Annotated in this window: 17 protein-coding genes; 5 read left to right on the top strand and 12 right to left on the bottom strand. The window is 64.2% G+C overall.

The features are described from left to right. The first annotated feature begins 70 nt into the window (after positions 1-70). Positions 71-1,831, top strand: a complete 1,761-nt coding sequence (locus VGG47_RS01415) for an ABC transporter ATP-binding protein/permease (RefSeq protein ID WP_331535079.1) — start codon at positions 71-73, stop codon at positions 1,829-1,831. A gap of 101 nt (positions 1,832-1,932) precedes the next feature. On the opposite strand, the gene VGG47_RS01410 is transcribed toward VGG47_RS01415, so the two are convergent. From VGG47_RS01410 to cysE, 5 genes are all read right to left on the bottom strand, one after another. Further along, positions 1,933-2,670: a DUF899 domain-containing protein gene (locus tag VGG47_RS01410; RefSeq protein WP_331535078.1), complete on the bottom strand. Its 738-nt coding sequence runs from the start codon at positions 2,668-2,670 to the stop codon at positions 1,933-1,935. A gap of 194 nt (positions 2,671-2,864) precedes the next feature. Then, positions 2,865-3,923, bottom strand: coding sequence for a tRNA 2-thiouridine(34) synthase MnmA (gene mnmA / locus VGG47_RS01405; protein ID WP_331535077.1), 1,059 nt, complete (start codon positions 3,921-3,923; stop codon positions 2,865-2,867). 5 nt (positions 3,924-3,928) lie between these two features. Then, positions 3,929-4,258 carry a ferredoxin family 2Fe-2S iron-sulfur cluster binding protein gene (locus VGG47_RS01400; protein WP_331535075.1) on the bottom strand — a complete coding sequence of 110 codons (330 nt, stop codon included), beginning with the start codon at positions 4,256-4,258 and terminating at the stop codon, positions 3,929-3,931. Positions 4,259-4,318: 60 nt separating this feature from the next. Then, entirely contained in the window at positions 4,319-5,416 is a 1,098-nt protein-coding gene (locus VGG47_RS01395) for a cysteine desulfurase family protein (RefSeq protein WP_331535074.1), read from the bottom strand. Positions 5,417-5,418: 2 nt separating this feature from the next. Beyond that, positions 5,419-6,078: a serine O-acetyltransferase gene (gene cysE, locus VGG47_RS01390; protein WP_331535073.1), complete on the bottom strand. Its 660-nt coding sequence runs from the start codon at positions 6,076-6,078 to the stop codon at positions 5,419-5,421. A gap of 236 nt (positions 6,079-6,314) precedes the next feature. On the opposite strand from cysE, the gene VGG47_RS01385 reads away from it, so the two are divergent. Then, positions 6,315-6,980, top strand: coding sequence for an alpha/beta hydrolase (locus VGG47_RS01385; RefSeq protein WP_331535072.1), 666 nt, complete (start codon positions 6,315-6,317; stop codon positions 6,978-6,980). A 147-nt stretch (positions 6,981-7,127) separates the two neighbouring features. Here VGG47_RS01385 and VGG47_RS01380 read toward each other — a convergent pair whose 3' ends face one another. The 3 genes from VGG47_RS01380 to VGG47_RS01370 all read right to left on the bottom strand — a co-directional run bounded on the left by VGG47_RS01380 (position 7,128) and on the right by VGG47_RS01370 (position 10,538). Then, positions 7,128-7,955: a hypothetical protein gene (locus VGG47_RS01380; RefSeq protein WP_331535071.1), complete on the bottom strand. Its 828-nt coding sequence runs from the start codon at positions 7,953-7,955 to the stop codon at positions 7,128-7,130. A 254-nt stretch (positions 7,956-8,209) separates the two neighbouring features. Beyond that, the gene (locus tag VGG47_RS01375; RefSeq protein WP_331535070.1) at positions 8,210-8,650 is read right to left on the bottom strand and encodes an RrF2 family transcriptional regulator; all 441 of its coding nucleotides are present in this window, start codon (positions 8,648-8,650) and stop codon (positions 8,210-8,212) included. A gap of 301 nt (positions 8,651-8,951) precedes the next feature. Next, positions 8,952-10,538, bottom strand: a complete 1,587-nt coding sequence (locus tag VGG47_RS01370; protein WP_331535069.1) for an NAD(P)/FAD-dependent oxidoreductase — start codon at positions 10,536-10,538, stop codon at positions 8,952-8,954. Positions 10,539-10,685: 147 nt separating this feature from the next. Here VGG47_RS01370 and VGG47_RS01365 point away from each other — a divergent pair, with 147 nt between their 5' ends. Continuing rightward, complete coding sequence (locus VGG47_RS01365; protein ID WP_331535068.1) at positions 10,686-12,185, top strand: glycosyltransferase; 1,500 nt, start codon at positions 10,686-10,688, stop codon at positions 12,183-12,185. A gap of 26 nt (positions 12,186-12,211) precedes the next feature. Beyond that, on the top strand, positions 12,212-12,871 hold the full coding sequence (locus VGG47_RS01360; RefSeq protein WP_331535067.1) for a glycosyltransferase: 660 nt from the start codon (positions 12,212-12,214) through the stop codon (positions 12,869-12,871). 114 nt (positions 12,872-12,985) lie between these two features. Here VGG47_RS01360 and VGG47_RS01355 read toward each other — a convergent pair whose 3' ends face one another. The 3 genes from VGG47_RS01355 to tyrS form a co-directional block, all read right to left on the bottom strand. Further along, positions 12,986-13,204, bottom strand: a complete 219-nt coding sequence (locus VGG47_RS01355; RefSeq protein ID WP_331535066.1) for a hypothetical protein — start codon at positions 13,202-13,204, stop codon at positions 12,986-12,988. 28 nt (positions 13,205-13,232) lie between these two features. Then, positions 13,233-16,547, bottom strand: coding sequence for a DUF2126 domain-containing protein (locus tag VGG47_RS01350; protein WP_331535065.1), 3,315 nt, complete (start codon positions 16,545-16,547; stop codon positions 13,233-13,235). A 214-nt stretch (positions 16,548-16,761) separates the two neighbouring features. Continuing rightward, positions 16,762-17,997, bottom strand: a complete 1,236-nt coding sequence (tyrS, locus tag VGG47_RS01345; protein ID WP_331535064.1) for a tyrosine--tRNA ligase — start codon at positions 17,995-17,997, stop codon at positions 16,762-16,764. 127 nt (positions 17,998-18,124) lie between these two features. Between tyrS and VGG47_RS01340 the strand changes: the two genes are divergently transcribed. Then, on the top strand, positions 18,125-19,189 hold the full coding sequence (locus VGG47_RS01340) for an anhydro-N-acetylmuramic acid kinase (RefSeq protein ID WP_331535090.1): 1,065 nt from the start codon (positions 18,125-18,127) through the stop codon (positions 19,187-19,189). Here VGG47_RS01340 and VGG47_RS01335 read toward each other — a convergent pair. Further along, positions 19,087-20,343, bottom strand: coding sequence for a hypothetical protein (locus VGG47_RS01335; RefSeq protein WP_331535063.1), 1,257 nt, complete (start codon positions 20,341-20,343; stop codon positions 19,087-19,089). The genes VGG47_RS01340 and VGG47_RS01335 overlap by 103 nt on opposite strands. Positions 20,344-20,483: the final 140 nt, after the last annotated feature.

The following is a 20,483-nucleotide window of genomic DNA, read 5'->3' as shown; positions in this document are numbered from 1 at the left end:
CACGATTTCGGGGTGAACCCGCCCTGATTAAATTCATCGCCCTGCCCCTGCAACAAAAGGTTTCCGATTGATGCGCCGTTCGATGACCAATTTTTTCACCGGATTGCGTGAGGGCTGGGCACTGGCCCGCCCTTATTTCTCATCCGAGGAGCGTTTCTTCGCGATCGGCCTGCTCGCCGCGATCATCGCGCTGAACCTCCTGATGGTCGGCTTCAACGTCGTATTGACCTATTGGAACCGCGATTTCTTCGACGCCATCCAGGCCTATGACGTGAAATCCGTGATCCGCCTGATCTACCTCTACCATCGCGCGCCGGGCGCTTCCTTCCCGATGCCAGGCTTCATCGAAATCGTCGGCGTCTATATCCTCATCGCCGTCTATGCCTTCTACCTGAACCAGATGCTGCAAATCCGCTGGCGGCAATGGCTGACCGGGCATTTCGTGGAGAACTGGCTGGCCGACCGCGCCTATTATCATATCAGCCTCAGCCAGGGCGCCAGCAGCGTTGTCGACAACCCCGACCAGCGCATCGCCGACGACCTGAACGCCTACACCAGCAGCACTTTGTCGCTCGGCCTGGATTTCATCTCCAATGTGGTCACGCTGTTCAGCTTCGTCTTCGTGCTCTACGCCATCTCGGGGTCCGTTAAACTTTTCGGCATCACGATCCCCGGCTACATGCTCTATGTCGCCATCCTCTATTCCGTGGTCGGGACGTTCCTCACGCATCTGATCGGCCGCAAGCTGGTGCCGCTCACGTTCAACCAGCAACGGGTCGAGGCGAATTTCCGCTATGGCCTGATCCGCGTGCGCGACAATCCGGAAGCCGTCGCTTTGTATCGCGGCGAGACCGACGAGCAGATCACGCTGCGCGAACGGTTCCAGGCGGTACGCGACAATTTCTGGGCGATCATGCGCCGGACCAAAGCCCTGAATTTCTTCACCATCGGCTTCAGCCAGGTGGCGAATATTTTCCCCCTCCTGGTCGCTCTGCCGCGCTATTTCGCGCATCAGATCGCGCTCGGCGGCCTGTCGCAGATCCCCATGGTCTTCGGCCAGGTGCAGGGGGCTTTCTCCTGGTTCGTCACCTCCTACCAGAGCCTCGTGGGCTGGCGCGCTACCGTCTCCCGTCTGTATGGCTTCCAGGAAGCCGTGGCCGCGGCACGGCTGGCCTCGGCCAACGGGCCGCGCCTGGGCCAGCCGGGGGCTGCGCTGACATTCAACAAGCTGACGCTGAGCCTGCCGGACGGGCGGCGCCTGCTCGACAATGCCAGCCTGTCGCTGCCACCCGGCCAGCCGGTGGTCCTGACCGGCGCCTCGGGCATCGGCAAATCCACCTTGTTCCGCGCCATCGCCGGCATCTGGCCCTTCGGCCAGGGCGAGATCACGCCGCCCACCGGCACCGTGCTGTTCCTGCCGCAGCGCCCCTATTTCCCGCTGGGCAGCCTCAAGCGCAGCGTCGTCTACCCCGGCCAGGAGCAGGATTTTTCCGATGACACCGTGCGGGCGGCGCTGGAGGCGGTCGAACTGGGCGGGCTGACCTCCCGGCTGAAAGCCACGGATAACTGGGTGCAAATCCTCTCCGGCGGCGAGCAGCAACGCCTGGCGCTCGCCCGGGCCTTGCTCATCAAACCGGACTGGCTGTTCCTCGACGAGGCGACCTCGGCCCTGGACGCGCCGCTGGCCGCGCGCCTCCAGGCGGTGCTGACGACCAGCCTGCCGAACACCACCATGGTCTCGATCACGCATCGCGATATGGCGGGGTCGGCACAGCGGCATCTCTCGCTCGCCGGCGGCACGCTGGCGCCAGTCGGCACGACCGTCGCGTAGAAAGGAAGGCTACTTTTTGTGAACAAAAAGTAATTTTTTTTGCTCCTTTGGGTCATGGGCGTTGCCGACGACAACGCCCATGACCCAGCGGCCACTTCCTTCTATCCTTCGCGTTTCCGAAAAGCCGCCTCTCCGGCATCTGACACCTCGACCCATTTCGGGTCGGGCGCGGCGCCGGCGACGTAACAATCGTGCCAATTCCACCATTTGTAGGTTCGGCTCTGAGGGTAGCCCTCCGGGCTGTCCTCCCACGTCTCCTGGCGTCCGAGCGCCGTCATATCGAGGTAGCTCCAGGTGCTGCCCATCGCCTCGTCGCCGCGGCTGTTGATGAAGTAGGTCCGGAACACGCGCTCACCGTCGCGGATGAAGGCGTTGTGGCCGTGCCATTCGTCCACGTCGAAATCGGCGTCGAAGCTGTCAGTGATCGTGTACCAGGGCATGTTCCAACCCATCCGCACCTTCAGGCGCGCGATATCGGCCTGCGGCGCGCGCGAGGCATAGACGAGCGTCGTATCGCGCGCGTTCAGATGGGCCAGATGGGCGACCTGGTCGGCCCCGAGCGAGCAGCCCATGCAGGCATGCTCCGGCCAACCGTGCACGCCGGGCTCGAAGAAGGCGCGGTAGACGATCAGCTGACGGCGGCCGTCGAACAGGTCGAGCAGGCTCGCTTTGCCCTCGGGCCCGTCGAACATATATGTCTTTTCCACGGCCACCCACGGCATCCGCCTTCGCTCGGCGGCCAGCGCGTCACGGGCGTGAGTGAAAGCCTTCTCCTTCACCAGCATCTGCTGGCGCGCCGCATCCCATTTCTGCGGCGACACGATCGGTGGCGTGTTCATGGCGTGCTCTCCTCGTTGGGGGCACGATTATACAACAAGCAGGGAAGCAAAGGGGAAGACTACTTTTTGTGAACAAAAAGTAGCAAAAAAACTTTGCTAACCTGGGTCATTGGCGTTGTCTCAGCCAAAGCCCATGACCCAGCGGAGCAAAAATTTTTGCGCCGCTTTTTTTAAAAAGCGGCTGCTTTCTTCTCTCAGACGATGAAACCGCCGCCGAGAATACGCGAGCCGTCATAAAACACCGCCGCCTGTCCGGGGGCGGCCACGGCGGGTTGGTCCAGGGTGACGAGGGCGCCCGCACCGTCACGGGCGATCGCGGCCGGGTGCAGCCCGTCGCGCGCGCGCAATTTCGCGGTGGCGCGCAAGGCGCCGGCCGGCGGATCGATCAGCCAGTTCACGTCGCGCAGCCGCACCTCGCGGCCGGCGACGCCGCGCGGCCCGACAACGATGCGCCGCGTGCCCGGCTCGATGCGTTTCACCGCGATCGGTTCCCCCGCGCGCTGCGCGGCATTGCCGAGTCCCTTGGCCTGGCCCACCGTATAGCGGGCGATGCCCTGATGCAGGCCCAGCACCGCGCCGTCCTCGGTGACGATCTCACCCGCTTCCAGCGCCTCGGGGCGGAATTTTTCGACGATCCCGGCATAGGTGCCGGTCGGCACGAAGCAGATGTCCTGGCTGTCCGGCTTGTCCGCCACCACCAGCCCCATCTCCGCCGCGAGCGCCCGCACTTCGGCCTTGGAGACCATGTCCCCAAGCGGAAAGCGGCAGAACTCCAGCTGCTCACGGGTGGTGGCGAACAGGAACCAGCTCTGGTCACGCGCCGGATCGGCGGCCTGGTGCAGTTCCGCCCCTGCCGGCCCATCGACGCGGCGGACATAATGCCCGGTCGCCATCGCCTCGGCACCGAGATCACGGGCCATGCCGAGCAGGTCCCCGAATTTCAGATGCTGGTTGCAGGCGATGCAGGGCACCGGGGTCTCACCGCTGGCATAGCTGTCGGCGAAAGCGGCAATCACGCTGCCGCGGAAGCGCGCCTCGGCGTCGATCACGTAATGCGCGATCCCCAGCCGGTCGGCGACCCGTTTCGCGTCGTGGATGTCCTGGCCGGCGCAGCACGCGCCCTTGCGGCCGACGGCGGCGCCGTGGTCGTAGAGCTGCAGCGTCACGCCGATCACCTCATGGCCGGCGCGCGCCATCATCCCGGCCACCACCGAGCTGTCGACACCTCCGGACATGGCCACAACCACACGCATGAAAATCAGCCGCCGGCGTTACGGGTGGCGGCGGGCAGCCGCACCACAAGACCGTCAAGCGCCTCGGACATCACGATCTGGCAGCCCAGGCGCGAAGTCTTTTCCAGCCCGAAGGCCAGGTCCAGCATGTCTTCCTCATCTTCGCTCGGCGTGGTGAGCTTGGCGAACCATTCCGGATCGACGATCACATGGCAGGTCGAGCAGGCCAGCGAGCCCTCGCATGCGCCTTCGATATCAACACCGTGCTTATGCGCCACTTCCAGGACGGACAGGCCGATCGGCGCATCCACTTCACGCGGCTGACCATTACGCTCGATGAAAGTCATTTTTGGCATCGTGTAACCCTTAAGGAATCCCCTGTGGTTAATCGCATCACCGGGCGCGGCGCAAGAGAGTCACGCGGCGCCCAGCCTAAGTTTTTCAAGCCCCGCGCGCGCCGCCATTTTTTCATAGGCGGCACAAAAGGCCGGCACTGCGTCGGCCGCGACATTCCAGGGCAGCGACACGCGGATCGCCTGCCCCGCGAGATTTCCGGCCCCCATGGCTTCCAGCACATGGCTCGCCGCCACCTTGCCGGAGGAACAGGCGGACCCGGCGGAAACCGCGATCCCGCCCATGTCGAGCGCGATCAGCTGCGTATCCGCCCGCACCCCGGGCAAAGCCAGGCACGACGTATTCGGCAGACGCGGCGCCCCGGTCCCCAGCACCAGCGCGCCCAGCCCCACGCAAAACGCTTCGATCTCGTCGCGGTACGCGGCAATTTTAGCACCCTCGTAAGGCGCGCCCAAAGCCGCCGCCAGACCGGCGATCGCCGGCAGCGCCGGGGTTCCCCCGCGCCGCCCCTGTTCCTGGCCGCCGCCTTGTAGGAGCGGCGTCACGGCCCGGCCGGCGCTCACGATCAGCGCCCCCGCCCCCATCGGCGCACCGAATTTATGACCGGACACGGCGATGCTGGCCGCCCCTAGGCCGAACCAGTCGCGGTTGTCGCGCCCCACCGCCTGCACCGCATCGACATGCAGCAATGCGCCATGCGCGGCGCAGATCCGCCCGGCCGCCGCGATGTCATGCAGTACACCGGTCTCGTTGTTCGCCGCCATCAGGCACACCAGCGCCTGATTTTGGTCCGCCGCCAGCGACGCCTCCAGAGCGACCAGATCCGCCTGGCCGTTGCGATCCACGGGAATGATTTCGGCACCGGGTGTGGCGGCGCGGATGGCGTCATGCTCGGTGGCGCCGCGCAGCACCACCCTTCCGGCGCCCAGCGCGTGCACGGCCAGGGCGTTGGCCTCAGTGGCGCCGGAGCAGAAAATCACGTCCTTCGAGTCGGCGCCGAAAAACCGCGCCACGCTTTCGCGCGCATCCTCGAGCACGCGCCGCGCCGCGCGGCCGGCGGCATGGATGGAGGAGGGATTGCCGAGCCCCATCGCCGCCATGGCGGCCTGCCCCGCTTCGGGGCGCAGCGGCTCCGTCGCGTTGGCATCGAGATAGATCATGCTCAGCCGATGCGCTCGCGCGCCAGGCTGGCAATCCGGTTTTCCAGGTCCGTCAACTCGCTGCGCAGCAGATCGACCTCATGCAGGAGCGGGTCGAGGCAGGGATCGCAGGGCGTGCCATAGGCATCGAAGCGTGGCTTCTTCTCGGTGCGATCCACCGGGCGGGCCGGAATGCCGACCACGGTGGTGCCGGCGGGCACCGGGGCGATCACCACCGCATTGGCGCCGATTCGCGCCCCGTCACCGATCAGAATCGCGCCCAGCACCTTCGCGCCGGCGCCGATGATCACGTTATTGCCCACGGTGGGATGACGCTTGCCATGCTCAGAGCTGGTGCCGCCCAGGGTCACCTGATGGTACATATAGACATCGTCGCCGATCTCCGCGGTCTCGCCGATCACAACGCCGAGGCCATGGTCAATGACCAGCCGCCGGCCCAGCTTGGCGCCGGGATGGATCTCGATACCGGTCAAAAACCGGCCCATGTGAGAGACAAAACGCCCGAGAGTATACCAGCGATGCTTCCAGAGCCGGCTGGAAAGCTCGTGAATCATCACCGCGTGCAGGCCTGGATAGCACAGCACGACCTCCAAATTCGACCGCGCCGCCGGGTCACGCTCCCGGTACGCCCGCACCGTCTCCGCGAAAAACATAAGGGCCATGCGACATTTCCGTGGATAATCAAAACATAGCAGTCTATATTAGCAGACCTGAGGGGAAACCCAAGGTTAACCCATCCGCAACATCTCCCAGACCGTCAGGAGCAATTAGGTACCCGGACCCTTTTGGTCAACATTCGGATGAGGCGATCGGCTCATACGTTTCTGTGTTTCCTATCCCAGAGACGGTCCGCGGCAGCCATGTGAGAAACACGGTAAGATGAAAGACGAGTTACAGAATGCCTGAAGTCATGTTCGCCGGGCCGGAAGGCCGGCTCGAAGGTCGTTACCACCATGCCAAGGAACGGGGAGCGCCACTGGCGCTGGTTTTGCATCCGCACCCGCTTCATGGCGGCACGATGAATAACCGCATCACCTACTCCATGTACCAGGTGTTTCAACGCCTGGGCTTTTCCGTCATGCGCTTTAATTTCCGTGGGGTCGGCCGCAGCCAGAGCAAGTTCGACGGCGGCATGGGCGAGATCAACGACGCCGCGGCGGCGCTGGACTGGATGCAGTCGCTCAATCCCGGCCATGGCGGGCTGTGGATCTCCGGCTATTCCTTCGGCGCCTTTGTCGGCATGCAGCTGCTGATGCGCCGCCCGGAAGTGTCCGGCTGGGTGTCCGTGGCGCCGCCCGCCGCGCATTACGATTTCGGCTTTCTCGCCCCCTGCCCGTGCGGCGGCCTGATGATCCATGGCGATGCCGACGAGCTGGTGCCGGAAAACTCCGTCCGCAAGCTGGTCGACAAGCTCAACCTGCAAAAAGGCGTGGCCATCGACTACCGGGTCTTCGAGGGCGCGGACCACGTGTTCGCCAACCATGCCGAAAAGATCGCAACGGCAGTGGAAGGCTATGTGAGCCAGTCTTTGGCCCGCAAACAGATGGCGCTCGCCGCCGACTGAGCAAAAAGGAAGGCTACTTTTTGTGAACAAAAAGTAGCAAAAAAACTTTATGAATCTGGGCCTGGGGCGTTGTCTCCGACACCGCCACAGGCCCAGCATAGTAAAAGTTTTTGCGCCGCTTTTTTCAAAAAGCGGCCGCTTCCTTCCTCAATTGAAGCTGTAGCCGATGCCGAAATTGGCCCCGAACTGCGTGGTCGTGCTGAACGGCTCGTAGAGGTAGTAATTATAGCCGTAGCTCTGCGGACGCGTGCCGGCATAGTTGAAATGCTCCCAGAACGCCGTGGCGAACAAGTGGAAGCGCCCCGAAACCGCGTCATTCAGCCCCAGCTCCACCCGCTCCTCCGGTGTCACCCCGAACCCGCCGCTGAAATTCGCGCCATTGGCGGTGATGCCACCGCCGGCCAAAGCGAGCACCTCACCGGTGCCGAAGGCCACGAAACCCGCGCCGATCGGCACGTCCAGCTTGTAGCCCAGGCCAAACAGGCCGGAATGGTAGAACTCATCAGTCCCGATCGCGCCCTTGGGGTCGATATTGCGGTTCCAGGCCTGATAGCCGGCGGCCAGGAAGGGGATGGATTCCGCGCCGCCGATCAGCGGGAAGCCGAGGCCGAGGCGCGCCTCCACCCGGTTGAACACGGAATGGTCGGTGGCGGTGAGCGGGGCGCCGGAGACGAGATAATGCCCGGAATAGCCGATATTTCCGGCGTCGAAATTATAAATCAGGGCGCTGTAGATATCGACGCTCGCGGCATAGCCGGGATGGGTCGGCAGCAGGGCGCCGATGCTGACGCCAAAGCCGGGCGTCGTCCCGCTCTCGTCATCGCCCGGGGTGAGATTCTCGTGATACTGCGTGTTCATCACGCCGACGCTGAGATTGATGCTGGTCTCCGCAGCGCTCACCGCCGGGCTCGCCGCCTGGGCCGGGCGCACGGCAAGACATGCCGCCAGCGTCATTCCCACGGATAAGGCCTTCAAGCGCATCCCTGCCTCTACGATCCCTGCTTCTATTAAAGCGCCGGTAGTTTGATTTTTATTAACACCGCTTCATGTAGCAGAAAAATGCTTTGAAAAGAAAGCCGAATCACCCTGAGGTTGAAGTCGTCTCGGAAGCGCGCTCGCGGCGCTTCGGTCGAAGATAGGAAGCAAGCGGCCGCTTTTTGAAAAAAGCGGCGCAAAAACTTTTGGCTATGCTGGGCCTGGGGCGCTGAAACAGCACGGGCCCCTTCGCTCTAGCTCGCGAGCAGCTCTTTCGTCGTGGTGCTGCTCAGCGCCGCCGCCAGAGAGGTGCCGTCCAACTCATTGGCGATGGCGTCACGGACTCGGCGCATCACCCGGCGGATTTCGCAGCTTTGCTCGTCCTTGCAGTCATCGCAGCGGCGGTAATAATTCACGCTGACACAGGAAAGCGGTGCCAACGGCCCGTCCATGATCCGCACCACCTGGCCAAAGGTGATGAGATCCGCCGGTTTGGCGAGCGCGTAACCGCCGCCGCGCCCACGCCGGCTGCGCACCAGCCCGTTGCGGTTCAGCTCAAGAAGGATCGCCTCAAGAAATTTCTTCGGCAGGTTCTCCCGCTCGGCGATCTCGCTCACCAGCAACAGCTCCTCGCTGTTCTCCCTGGCCAGAACCAGGAGCGCCTGCAGCGCGTACTTGCATTTTTGCGACAGCACCGTCTCGTCTTTCCTGCCAAAATCTCCGCGCCTTTATAACACGGTTCGCCGATAGGATATATATCGTCCAGAGCACGATATGCTATTTAGAGGCCTCATCCCGATAAAGAATGCTCCCCTCGCTCGATCGGAAAAAAGCGGCGCAAAAACTTCTTTTACGCTGGGCGGAGGGGCTCAAGGTTCCGGCGGTGCGTAGCACCGTTGGAATAGCCCCGGAGGGCATGGGCTGTGTCAGCGACAATGCCTATGGCCCAGGAGCAAAAGAGTTTTTTTGCTACTTTTTGTTCACAAAAAGTAGGCCTTACCCTTCACTTCCTAGGCTCAGCCCCACCGCTTCGGCCACCTTGATCCCGTCCACCCCGGCGGACAGGATGCCACCGGCATAGCCGGCCCCCTCGCCGGCCGGATACAGGCCGCGTGTGTTCAGCGAGCAGAAATCCTTGCCCCTGGTGATCCGCAGTGGCGCGGACGTGCGGGTCTCCACGCCGGTCAGCACCGCATCGTCGCGCGAGAACCCTGTGATCTGCGCCTCGAAGGCCGGCAATGCCTCGCGGATCGCCTCGATCGCATAATCCGGCAGGCAGGTGGAGAGATCCGTCAAGGTCACGCCCGGCCGGTAGGAGGGCACCACCTCGCCGAACTGTTCGGAGGGCCGCCCGGCCAAAAAGTCGCCCACTAGCTGGCCGGGCGCGGCATAGGTGCCGCCGCCCGCCAGGAACGCCGCACTCTCCCAACGCCGTTGGAATTCCACGCCCGCCAGCACGTCGCCCGGATAATCCGCCGGGGTGATGCCGACGACGATGCCGGCATTGGCGTTGCGCTCGTTGCGGGAATACTGGCTCATGCCGTTGGTCACCACGCGGCCCGGCTCGGAGGTTGCCGCCACCACCGTGCCGCCCGGGCACATGCAGAAACTGTACACCGAGCGACCGTTCTTCGCGTGATGCACCAGCTTGTAATCCGCCGCCCCCAGAATCGGATGGCCGGCGAAACTGCCGAAACGATGGCGGTCGATCACCGATTGCGGATGCTCGATGCGGAACCCCACGGAAAACGGCTTGGCCTCCATATACACGCCGCGCCGGTGTAAAAATTCGAACGTGTCGCGGGAACTATGGCCGACCGCCAGCACCACATGCTCGGTCTCGATCCGCTCGCCCGATTCCAGCACCACCGCGCGCACCTGGCCTGCCTCGATGTCGATATCCGTCACCTTCTCCCCGAATCGGTACTCGCCGCCCAGCGCCTCGATCTTCGCGCGCATGGATTCGACCATGGTGACCAGCCGGAACGTGCCGATATGCGGCTTGGCGACATAGAGGATCTCCTCCGGCGCCCCGGCCTCGACGAATTCCGTCAGCACCTTCCGGCCGAGATGGCGCGGATCCTTGATCTGCGAATAAAGTTTGCCGTCCGAAAACGTGCCCGCTCCGCCCTCGCCGAACTGCACGTTCGATTCCGGGTTCAGTTCGCTGCGCCGCCACAGACCCCAGGTATCCTTGGTGCGCTGGCGCACCGCCTTGCCGCGCTCCAGGATCAGCGGCGCGAAGCCCATCTGCGCGAGGATCAGGGCGGCGAAAATGCCGCACGGCCCGGTGCCGATCACCACCGGACGCTTGGCCGGACTCCTTTGCGCCTGGGCGACGAATTTATAGTCCGTGTCGGGCACAGGCTCGCCTTCCTGCACCGCCACCGCCAGTTCGGCGTCGATCGTATAGACCAGCTTGATATCGCTCTTGCGGCGCGCGTCCCAGGCCCGGCGGAAGACAGTATAGCCGAGTAGCTCCATCGGCGGTACGCTGAAGCCGGCGCAGATCGCCGCGCGCAACGCCGCTTCGTCATGGCCGATCGGCAGGCGCAGCTCGGTCAACCGTCGCTTGAAGCTCACGCCACAACCCTCCCCGGGGCTTTGCAACCGGATATGGCGGTGTTAAGCGTCATTATCATAACGGTTAGGCAACCAATACAAACGGCAAATTTCAACATTGAACCGGACCACATTCGCCCCGTCTATAACGAGGAACCGTTGCCGCCAATGTCACCCAACCTGATCATCGATATGCGCTGCCTGCAGGACCGTCATTATGCCGAACCTGGCATCGGCCACCATGCCAGTTGCATCGTCAGCCGTGCCCCCTTCCCGTTCATCGGTCTGGTCGATCCCAACCTGCCTTCCCTGCCGCCCCATTTCGCCGAGCTGGCGGTCACCCTCTCCCCGCACGCCTATATTCCCAACCTCGCCCCCGGCACGGTGCTGCTTAACCCGTCCCCTATGTGGCGGCAGGACCAGAGCTTCCTGGCCCGGCTGTTGTGCCATCCGGGCGTCACCAAAGCGGCTCTGGTCCATGATTTCATCTCCTTCGACAACCAGCAGACCTGTCTGACGCAGCCCGGCGAGCGGCTGAAATATTTTTCCTCCATGGCCTGGCTACGGCACTATGATCTGTTCTTCCCGATTTCCGAGGATACCGACCAACGCCTGAAAACTCTCTACGGCGGGGTCGAATCGAGGGTGACAGGTGTCGCCTTGCCTTATTGGATGCATCGCATCACGCCGCAGCAGCCACGGCATATTCTCATGGTCGGCGGCGGGGAGCCGCGCAAGAATTCCGCGCTTCTCCTGCGCGCCTGCGCCGGCAGCGCGATCTTGCGCGATGTCCCGGTGGTGATCACCGGCGTCTATTCCGCCGCCGCCCAGGAGCGGCTGTGCGCGCAGTTTCCGGCGACCTTTCCGGGCTGGGTCACCGAGCTCGAGATGCGCGCCTTGTATGCCGCGGCAATCTGCGTCGTCACGCCGTCGCGGGCGGCGTCCTTCTCGCTCCCCGTCGTCGAGGCGACCGCGGCGCAAGCCCCCGCCGTGGTGTCCGACATTCCCGCCCACCGCGCGCTCATCACCGACCCCGCCTTGCGCTTCGCACCAGACGATGCCGACCGGCTGGCTGCGATTCTCGAACGGCTGGTTCAGGACAAATCCTACCGCGCCTCGGTCACCGCCCAGCAATGGCCTGTTTGGCAGCCATTCTCCGGCGCGGCGGTGGCGCGCAAAGTCTGGTCGGCGCTAACGCCCGCCCGGCCGGCGCTGCGGCGCAATGTCAGGCCCCGCATCGCCATGCTCAGCCCGCTACCGCCGGCCAAATCGGGTGTCGCCGATTATTCCGCCGCGCTGGCCAAAACCCTCGCCGCACGCGTGGCACTCACTTTGTTCACCGAAGAGAACGTGGAGGCCAACGCGCATCTGAGCCGCAACTTCGACCGGGTGATCAGCACGATCGGCAACTCCACGCTGCATACCGGCATTTACAACCATGCGGTGAGATGGGGCAGTGCGGCGATCTGCCATGACGCCAGGCTGCTCAACCTGACTTCCGGATTCGGCCTGGAACATGCCGCCAACCTCGCCAGCGCCGAGATCGGGCGCCGCGTCACGCCGCAGGAAGCCGCGTCACGCCGCAGGAAATCGACAGCTGGACGGCCGATGAAGGCACGCGCCAGGCGAGTTTTCTCGGCCCCCTGGCGCAAGCGGCCCGCCCCCTGATTTTTCATGCGCCCCAGCCGGTCACCTTGGTCCAGGAGCGCTTCGGCGCGACCGCGCGGTACCTGCCGCTCGCCATCTACCGCCCGTTCGATGCGGCGATAACGCCGGCTTCCAAAGCCGCCGCCCGCGCCGCGCTGAAACTCGACCCCACGCAAAAAATCATCGGCAGTTTCGGCTTCGTCAGCGCCAACAAGGGCATCGACGAGGCCCTGCGCGCCTTCGCCTTGCTGCGCGAGAGGGTCAACTGCCAACTGCTGTTCGTCGGTGAACTCGAAGTCGGGCCAACACGTTTCCAGGCGCTGGCGAAGCACCTCGGCATCGCCGATGCGGTGCGCTTTAGCAGCGCATTCGTCTCCGAATCCGAATACCGCCTGCATCTGCTCGCCGTGGATGGCGCCTTGCAGCTCCGCCGGACCGGTGCCGGGCAAATTTCCGGCGCGGTTCAGGATTGCATCGCCGCCGGGCTGCCCGCCGTGGCCAGCCGGGATCTGGCGGAAAACCTGCAAGCGCCGGGCTATATCCGCCGCGTCTCTGACCAGCTCAATCCAAGGGAAATCGCCCAGGCCTTGGCCGAAATGCTCGACTCGGCGGCACGGCACGACCGCGAACACGAGCGCGCCGATTATTGCGCGACCCACAGCATGGCGCGCTACGCGACTTCGCTGCTGGAAATTCTGGAGATTTAAAAAGAAAGCGGCCGCTTTTTAAAAAAAGCGGCGCAAAAAATTTTTTTACGCTGGGCCATGGGTGTTGGCGGTGACACAGCCTCAGGCCCGAAGGAGCCGAAAACCACTTTTTGTTTACAAAAAGTAACTTTCCCCTTCCTTCTTCCCTTCTCCCATAAACTCCCGCCGCCCGTTCCGCTCATCGGGAACATGCGCGCTGAGCGTGATGGCCAGCAACGCCGCCTCCATCTGCCGGATCATCGGCCTCACATCCTCACGCAACATGGTCTCGCTGCGCAGCGCCGCAATTTCGGCACGCAGCGCGGCCATCTCGTTGAGAATTTCCGCGTTCATGAATCGCCGCATACGGTGGAGCAGAAGCTTAACCATGCCGGCGCAGATCCAGCGTGCGCGGATATTCCGGCCCCGGCATCGCTTGCGGTGGCGCCATTGGCCCTGGCGTATGGCCGAACCCGAAAAAGCGCGAACGGCGGCGGGCTTCCGCCGAATTCGCATTGACCGGGAACGCTTCATAATGCCGTCCGCCCGGATGCACCACGTGATACGTCATGCCCCCCAGACTCCGGCCCGACCAGTTGTCATACACATCGAACAGCAGCGGCACCTGCGCTGGGATGGTGGGATGCAGCGCGGAGTATGGCTGCCAGGCCTTGAAGCGCACACCGGCGACGAATTCACCCGGCACCTCGGTTTTCTGCAGCGGCAGCGCGACGCCGTTACAAGCGAGCGTATAACGCTCTGCCAGCCATCCAAACACCTTTGTTTGCAGACGCTCCGTCGAGCTATCGACATAGCGGGCCGTGCCTCCCGAATTTTGTTCTTCCCCCAAAACATGCCACGGTTCGAGGGCGTGGCGCAACTCGACTCTCATGCCCCGCACGTTAATTTCGCCGACCGGCGGGAAGCGGAATTCCAGATGCGGTAGAAACCATTCCGTATTTAGAACGAATCCGAAACTGCTCAGCTCATCCAAGGCATCTTGAAAATCCGCCTGCGCATAATGTGGCAGCAAAAACGTGTCGTGCAGGCGGGTGCCCCAACGGATCAGCCGCCGCTCATAGGGCCGGTTCCAGAAGGCGGCGATGGCGGCGCGCACCAGCAGCACCTGTGCTGCTGACATCTCTGCGTGCGGCGGCATCTCGAAGGCGCGGAACTCCACCAGACCGCGCCGGGCGGCGGCCGACTCCGGCGCATATAATTTATCGATGCAGAATTCCGTGCGGTGCGTGTTGCCGGTCATGTCGGCGAGGATGTTGCGAAACACACGATCCACTACCCAAGGTGGCGTTTCCTCTCCCGAGCTCACCTGCGCAAAAGCTGTTTCCAATTCGCCCAGCGCATCGTCGCGCGCCTCGTCGACACGCGGATGCTGGCTGGAAGGGCCGATGAACAGGCCGCTGAACAGGAAGGAGAGTGCCGGATGGTTATGCCAGAAGCCCAGCATGGATTTCAAAAGATCCGGCCTGCGCAAAAACGGGCTATCCCCTGGCGTCGCCGCGCCCATCACCACATGGTTGCCGCCGCCGGTGCCGGTGTGGCTTCCATCCAGCATGAATTTTTCTGTCGTCAGCCCGACCTCGCGCGCCGCCTCATAAAGCTGCGCGCCGCGCGTCACGATCTCGTCCCAACTGGCGGCGGGATGGACGTTGGTCTCGATCACGCCAGGATCGGGGGTGACGGAGAAATTGATGATCCGTGCGTCTTCCGGCGGCGGATATCCTTCCAGCACCACGCGGCGCCCGAATGTCTGCGCCATGTCCTCGACCGCCGCCGTCAATTCCAGCCAGTCCTCGACATCGTAAAGCGGCGGATAAAAGACATGCAGAACGCCGCCCCGTGCCTCCACCGCCAAAGCGGTGCGCACGACGCCCGGCGCCTCACGCCCCACGGCCGGAAGATCCTGCGGCACCGGCCGAAACCCCTCGATGCCACCGACGTCAAGATCACGGCGCGGTTGCATCGCCTCGCGCCGTGGCAATTTTCCGCGCGGTGCGAAAGGATCGGTCTCGAAGGCGGTTTCGGCGGCGTCAGACTCCGCCCAGGGCAGGCTCTCCAACGGCAGGCGCAGGCCGATCGGCGAATCACCGGGCACCAGAAACATCACACCGTCACGAAAGACCCATTCGCTGCTCTGCCAGCGCCGCGCGCCGTTCTCAGGAACCCGGCGCAACGGCAGCACGATGCCGGCCGGTGTCGCCAGGCCCTGATCGAAGAGACGGGCCAGCCGCGCCCGCTCCAGCGGATCGCGGAGTTTGGAGTCCTCGGCGATCACATCCGCCGGCAGGCGTTTCTCCCGCCAGAGGTAATAATGCACGTCCTCATAGGCCGGAATCACCAGCCCGGGATCGAGCTGCAGCCGCGCCGCCAGAGCGCCGGCGAAACGCGCCGCATCTTCGGGCCCGGCGTCGCCCGTGTCGTCCTCCGTGGCCAGAAGCGAAAAGTCGCGCCAGACCGGCTCGCCATCGGCCCGCCAATGCGCATGCAGCGCCCAGCGCGGCAGCGGTTCGCCGGGATATTGCTTGCCCATGTTGCAGGTAAGCGCAGCACCCTTGCCCCAGAGCGGGATCAGCTTGCGAATCAGCCGCCCGGCATAAAGCCGCTTGGTCGGGCCCAGCGCGTCGATGTTCCATTCCAGCGCATTCCCATCGGTGGCGGCGACAAAGGTCGGCTCGCCGCCCATGGTGAGCCGCACATCGGCTTCGGCCAACGCCCGGTCCACACGTGCTCCAGAAGCGAGAATCTCAGCCCAAGTCTCTCTCGTGTAGGGTTTGGTCACGCGCGGCGTCTCCGCCACCCGCGCGACCTTCATCTCGAAGTCAAAGCTCACCTCGCATTCGCCGAGCGCGCCGGAAATGGCCGCGGCGGAGCTGGGGGACGGCGTGGCGGCGAGCGGAATATGCCCCTCTCCCGCCATCAGCCCGGACGTCGCATCGAGCCCAACCCAACCGGCACCGGGCAGATACACCTCCACCCAGGCGTGCAGATCGGTGAAATCCTCCGTCGGCCCGGCGGGACCGTCGAGCGGCTTCACATCGGCGACCAACTGGATCAGGTAGCCCGACACGAAGCGCGCGGCGAACCCCAGATGCCGCAGCAGGTTCACCATCACCCAAGCGAAATCGCGGCAGGACCCTTGGCCCTGCGCCAGGGTCTCCTCCGGGCTCCACACGCCCGCTTCCAGGCGCACGACATAAGCGAGACGCGCGGCCACCATCCGGTTGACCATCACCAGCATGTCCGACGTGTCCGGCGTGGTCCCCACAAGTGCGGCACGGACCTCGCCGATCAACCCGCGCAGCAGCGGCCCGGGTTCCTGCAGGACACGGAACGGCGCCAGCTCTTCCGCCAGAACCTCGTCATAAACGAACGGATAGGTCTCGGCCTCGGGCTCGAGAAAAAAATCGAACGGGTTGATCGGCGCCATGTCGGCAACCAGATCCACCACCACCTCGAAACACGTCACCCGCTCGGTAAACACCACCCGGGCGAGGAAATTCCCCTGCGGGTCCTGCAGCCAGTTCAGGAAATGCGGCTTCGGCAGGACCGTCAGCGAATAGCTGAGGATCGGCGTGCGCGCATAAGGGGTCGGGCGCAGGCGGATGGTCTGCGGCCCCAGCGTTACCAGCCGATCATAGTGATACGAAGTGCGGTGCGTAATCGCGGCATGGACGGACATGCGTTCCCCCAGTGTGCTTAACCGAAGGCAAGCACGCGTCTGGGGATCATGCAAAGCAAAAGTTTAAAGAAGCAGAAGAGAAGGCTACTTTTTGTGAACAAAAATAGCAAAAAAACTTTATTATGCTGGACCATGGGCGTTGTCGCCGACACAGCCCATGGCCCAGCGGAGCAAAATTTTTGCGCCGCTTTTTTTAAAAAGCGGCTGCTTTCTCCTACCCCAGCACGCGCACCAGCACGTGTTGTTTCTTGCCGGCCGAAAGCTTCATCTCCGCCGCCGGCGCGATCAGTTGCCCCTCGTCGGCGATTACCGCGTCATTCAGCCGACCGCCGCCGCCGCGAATCAGCCGCCGTGCCTCGCCATTGCTGGCGGCGAGCCCGGCGCGCACGAACAGCGCGAAGGCCGGCAGCCCGGCGCCGAATTCCACGGCCGGAATTTCCACGGTCGGCAGGCCTGAAGCCGTGCCGCCTTCCTCGAAAATCTTCCGCGCCGTCGCCGCTGCCTCTTCCGCCGCCGCCCGCCCGTGGGCGAGGCTGGTCGCCTCGGTGGCGAGGATGATTTTCGCCGCGTTGATCTCGGCGCCGCCCAGGTTTTCCAGCCGGGCGATCTCGTCGAGCGGCAGATCGGTGAACAGCCGCATGAAGCGGCCGACATCGTCGTCCTCGGTGTTCCGCCAGAACTGCCAGTAATGATAGGGGCTGAGCTTTTCCGCACTCAGCCAGACCGCGCCGGCGGCGGATTTGCCCATTTTCGCGCCGGAAGCGGTGGTGATCAGCGGCGTGGTCAGGCCGAACACGGTCTTCTGGTCGGTGCGGCGGACCAGATCGACGCCGGAGACGATGTTGCCCCACTGGTCCGACCCGCCCATCTGCAGCACGACGCCATGGCGGCGGCTGAGCTCGCGGAAATCGTAGCTTTGCAGGATCGAATAGTTGAATTCCAGGAAGGTGAGCCCCTGCTCGCGGTCGAGCCGGGATTTCACGGAGTCAAAGGACAGCATCCGGTTGACCGAGAAATGCGGCCCGATCTCGCGGAGCATGTCGATATAGCTCAGCCGGTCCAGCCAGTCGGCATTGTTGACCAGCAGCGCATCCCTAGCGCCGTCGCCGAAGGTGATGAACGCCTCGATGTTCTTGCGGATGCCCTTGAGGTTGGTGGCGATCTGCGCATCGGTCAGCAGCTGTCGCGCTTCCTCGCGGAAGGACGGATCGCCGATGCGGGTGGTGCCGCCGCCGACCACGGCGACCGGCTTGTGTCCGTGCTTCTGAAACAGACGCAGCAGCATGATCGGGATCATATGGCCGACATGCAGGCTGTCGGCGGTCAGGTCGAACCCGGCATAGCCGGCGATCGAGCCTTGCGCGCAGGCCTCATCCAGCGCCGCCTCGTCGGTGCACTGAAACACGAATCCCCGGGCCTTCGCCTCGGCCAAAAACTCACTTTTTGCCATCTGCCGCTCCTACGAGCTCGCGGGGTAGCACAGAGACCGGCCAGGGCAAAAGCGGGCGCTCTTTCCAGCCATGCCCTTCACCACGCGCACAGATCCGCGTAGCACAGGCGGCATGAGCCCCCAAAAGCTGCGCGCCATTGGCCTGATGTCCGGCACCTCGCTGGACGGGGTGGATGCCGCCTGGCTGGAGACCGACGGCGAGACCATCACCCGTCTCGGCCCGGCCGCCACGCTGCACTACCAGGACGATTTTCGCGCCGAATTACGTCAGCTGCTGGACCGCGCGCAGCACCTCTCCCCAGACGATCCGCAGGTGCAGAAACTCACACAGCGCCTGACCATGGACCATGCCATCGCCGTCGGGCTGCTCGGCCAGGCCGCGGATGTGATCGGCTTTCATGGCCAGACCATCCTGCACGCCCCGGAACGGCACCGCACCTGGCAGATCGGCGACGGGCCGTTGCTCGCGAGAATCTGCCGCACGAAGGTGGTGTATGATTTCCGTTCCGCCGATGTCGCTTCCGGCGGCCAGGGCGCGCCTCTGGCTCCGCTCTTCCACGCCGCGCTCGCCAAAAAATTGGAAAAGCCGCTGCTGGTGGTGAACATCGGCGGCGTCGCCAACATCACTTATCTCGGCGAGGGGGACCAGATCATCGCCTGCGATAGCGGGCCGGGCAACGGGCCGCTCGACGACCTCGCGCAGAAATTTCTGGGCCAGCCTTACGACAAGGATGGCGCCTTCGCCGCCTCAGGCCGGGTCGACGAAGACCGGCTCCGCCTGCTGCTGGCACATCCCTATTTCTCGCTGCCGCCGCCCAAATCGCTGGACCGGCTGACCTTCTCCCAGCTGATCGCGCTAGCGACCGAAACATTGCGGCCGGAAGACGCGGCGGCCACCCTCGCCGCCTTCTGCACCGCTGCCATCGCCCACGTGCCCCTGCCGGCGCCGCCGCGCCGTGTGCTGGTCTGCGGCGGCGGGCGCAAGAACAAGGCTCTCATGGCCGGGCTCGCGTCCCGGTTTTCCGTGCCGGTCGAGCCCGTGGAAGCGGTCGGCTGGGACGGCGACGCGCTGGAGGCACAGTGCTTCGCCTATCTGGCGGTGCGCTCGCTGCGCGGCCTGCCGCTATCGCTGCCCAGCACCACCGGCGTTGCGGCGCCGACCTGCGGCGGTGTTTTGGCGGCGATTGCATAAAGCCGCCAGCCTGCGGCGTTTTGGCCCAGCAGCTTGAGCCAGGGCGGCGGCGCGAAACCTTCCAGGCGGTCCCACAGCGTGGTCGGCGGCAGGTCCGCGACCGGCGTGTACCGTCCCGGCTGCGGACAGAACAGAACGTAAGATGCCCCCGTCTCCTGCACCGCGAGCGGCTCCGACGTGCCGGGTGCTGCGCGCCACGCCGCGCGAGCACGCAGATAAGCCGGAACCCCATGCTGATAAAGCGATCCCACCGTCTCCACGCCGGAACGGTAGAGAAGCTCCGGGGTATCTTCCATCGGGGCCAACACGACTTGCCCCGCCACCGGCGCCAGCAACGGGCCGATCGTGCGCAGGTCGCAGCTCGGAAATTTTTTTGCATCCAGCGCAGCAGGATGCGCGGCGGCGGACGCAAAGATTTCCGGCAGGCCGAACATGGCGGCCAGGAGCGTCAGCCGGAAGCCTGAAGCAAGGCCCGGCCGGGCGGCCAATGTCTCTGAGAGGCGGGTGATCATGATCGGCAGGAGCACGGCAGCGGCGGCAGCCGAGAAGCCGACAAACAGCACGAATTTCACGCCGAGCCAAAGGGCGACAGCCTGGCAGATGGCAAAATACATCCATACCCAGAAGCGCTCCCTTAACCCCCGCCATGAGGCGAACAGCAGGACCAGAAAACCCGGGAGCAGGAAGGTGATCAGCTCCCTCCCGTGTACCGGCTGGGTTTCCTGCATCGCGCCGAAGAACAGCTTCATCTCCGCCTTCGGGAGGACGCCGTAAGGCCCCATCGCGACCTTCGGGAACAGTCCGATCCACGCAGCGAACAGGACCACCATCAGCACCACGCCGACGCCGCGCCGGCGCGGCGCTTGCAATACACTGAGCCCCAAGGCGCCCAGAAGCAGCAGAAACCCGAGCACGACATAGACGCAGGAAAGCCGGTCGACCTCCGGCACGCCGTACCCGCCCTGGGGCGGATCGAACGCGAGCGCGAGCGTCAACATCGCAACGAAGCCGGCGGCGCAGCCGCACATGACGCGCCATGAAGGGCGTTCGATCCAGCGGAAGAACAAGGCAGCGAACGCCATCAGCACGAACGGCATGGTTTCCGGCGTCAGCCAGATCGCGGCGCCCCCGCTGATCCCTGCGCAGACCGCCATGCGCCGATACTGTTGAAAAAGGAGCTTTTTCGTTGCTCGACGGCTGCGGCCGTGATTCACTTTGCCTGAGCGTACGCGGAGGCAGGGCAATGATGGGCAGGCAGGAGGCAGCGCCGGAGCTATTTTACGATTTTCGGCTG

This window comes from Acidocella sp. (genome assembly GCF_036489515.1).
Classification (GTDB): domain Bacteria; phylum Pseudomonadota; class Alphaproteobacteria; order Acetobacterales; family Acetobacteraceae; genus Acidocella.
The sequence above is the reverse complement of the archived record's forward strand: the minus strand, read 5'-3'. Positions and strand labels throughout refer to the sequence as shown.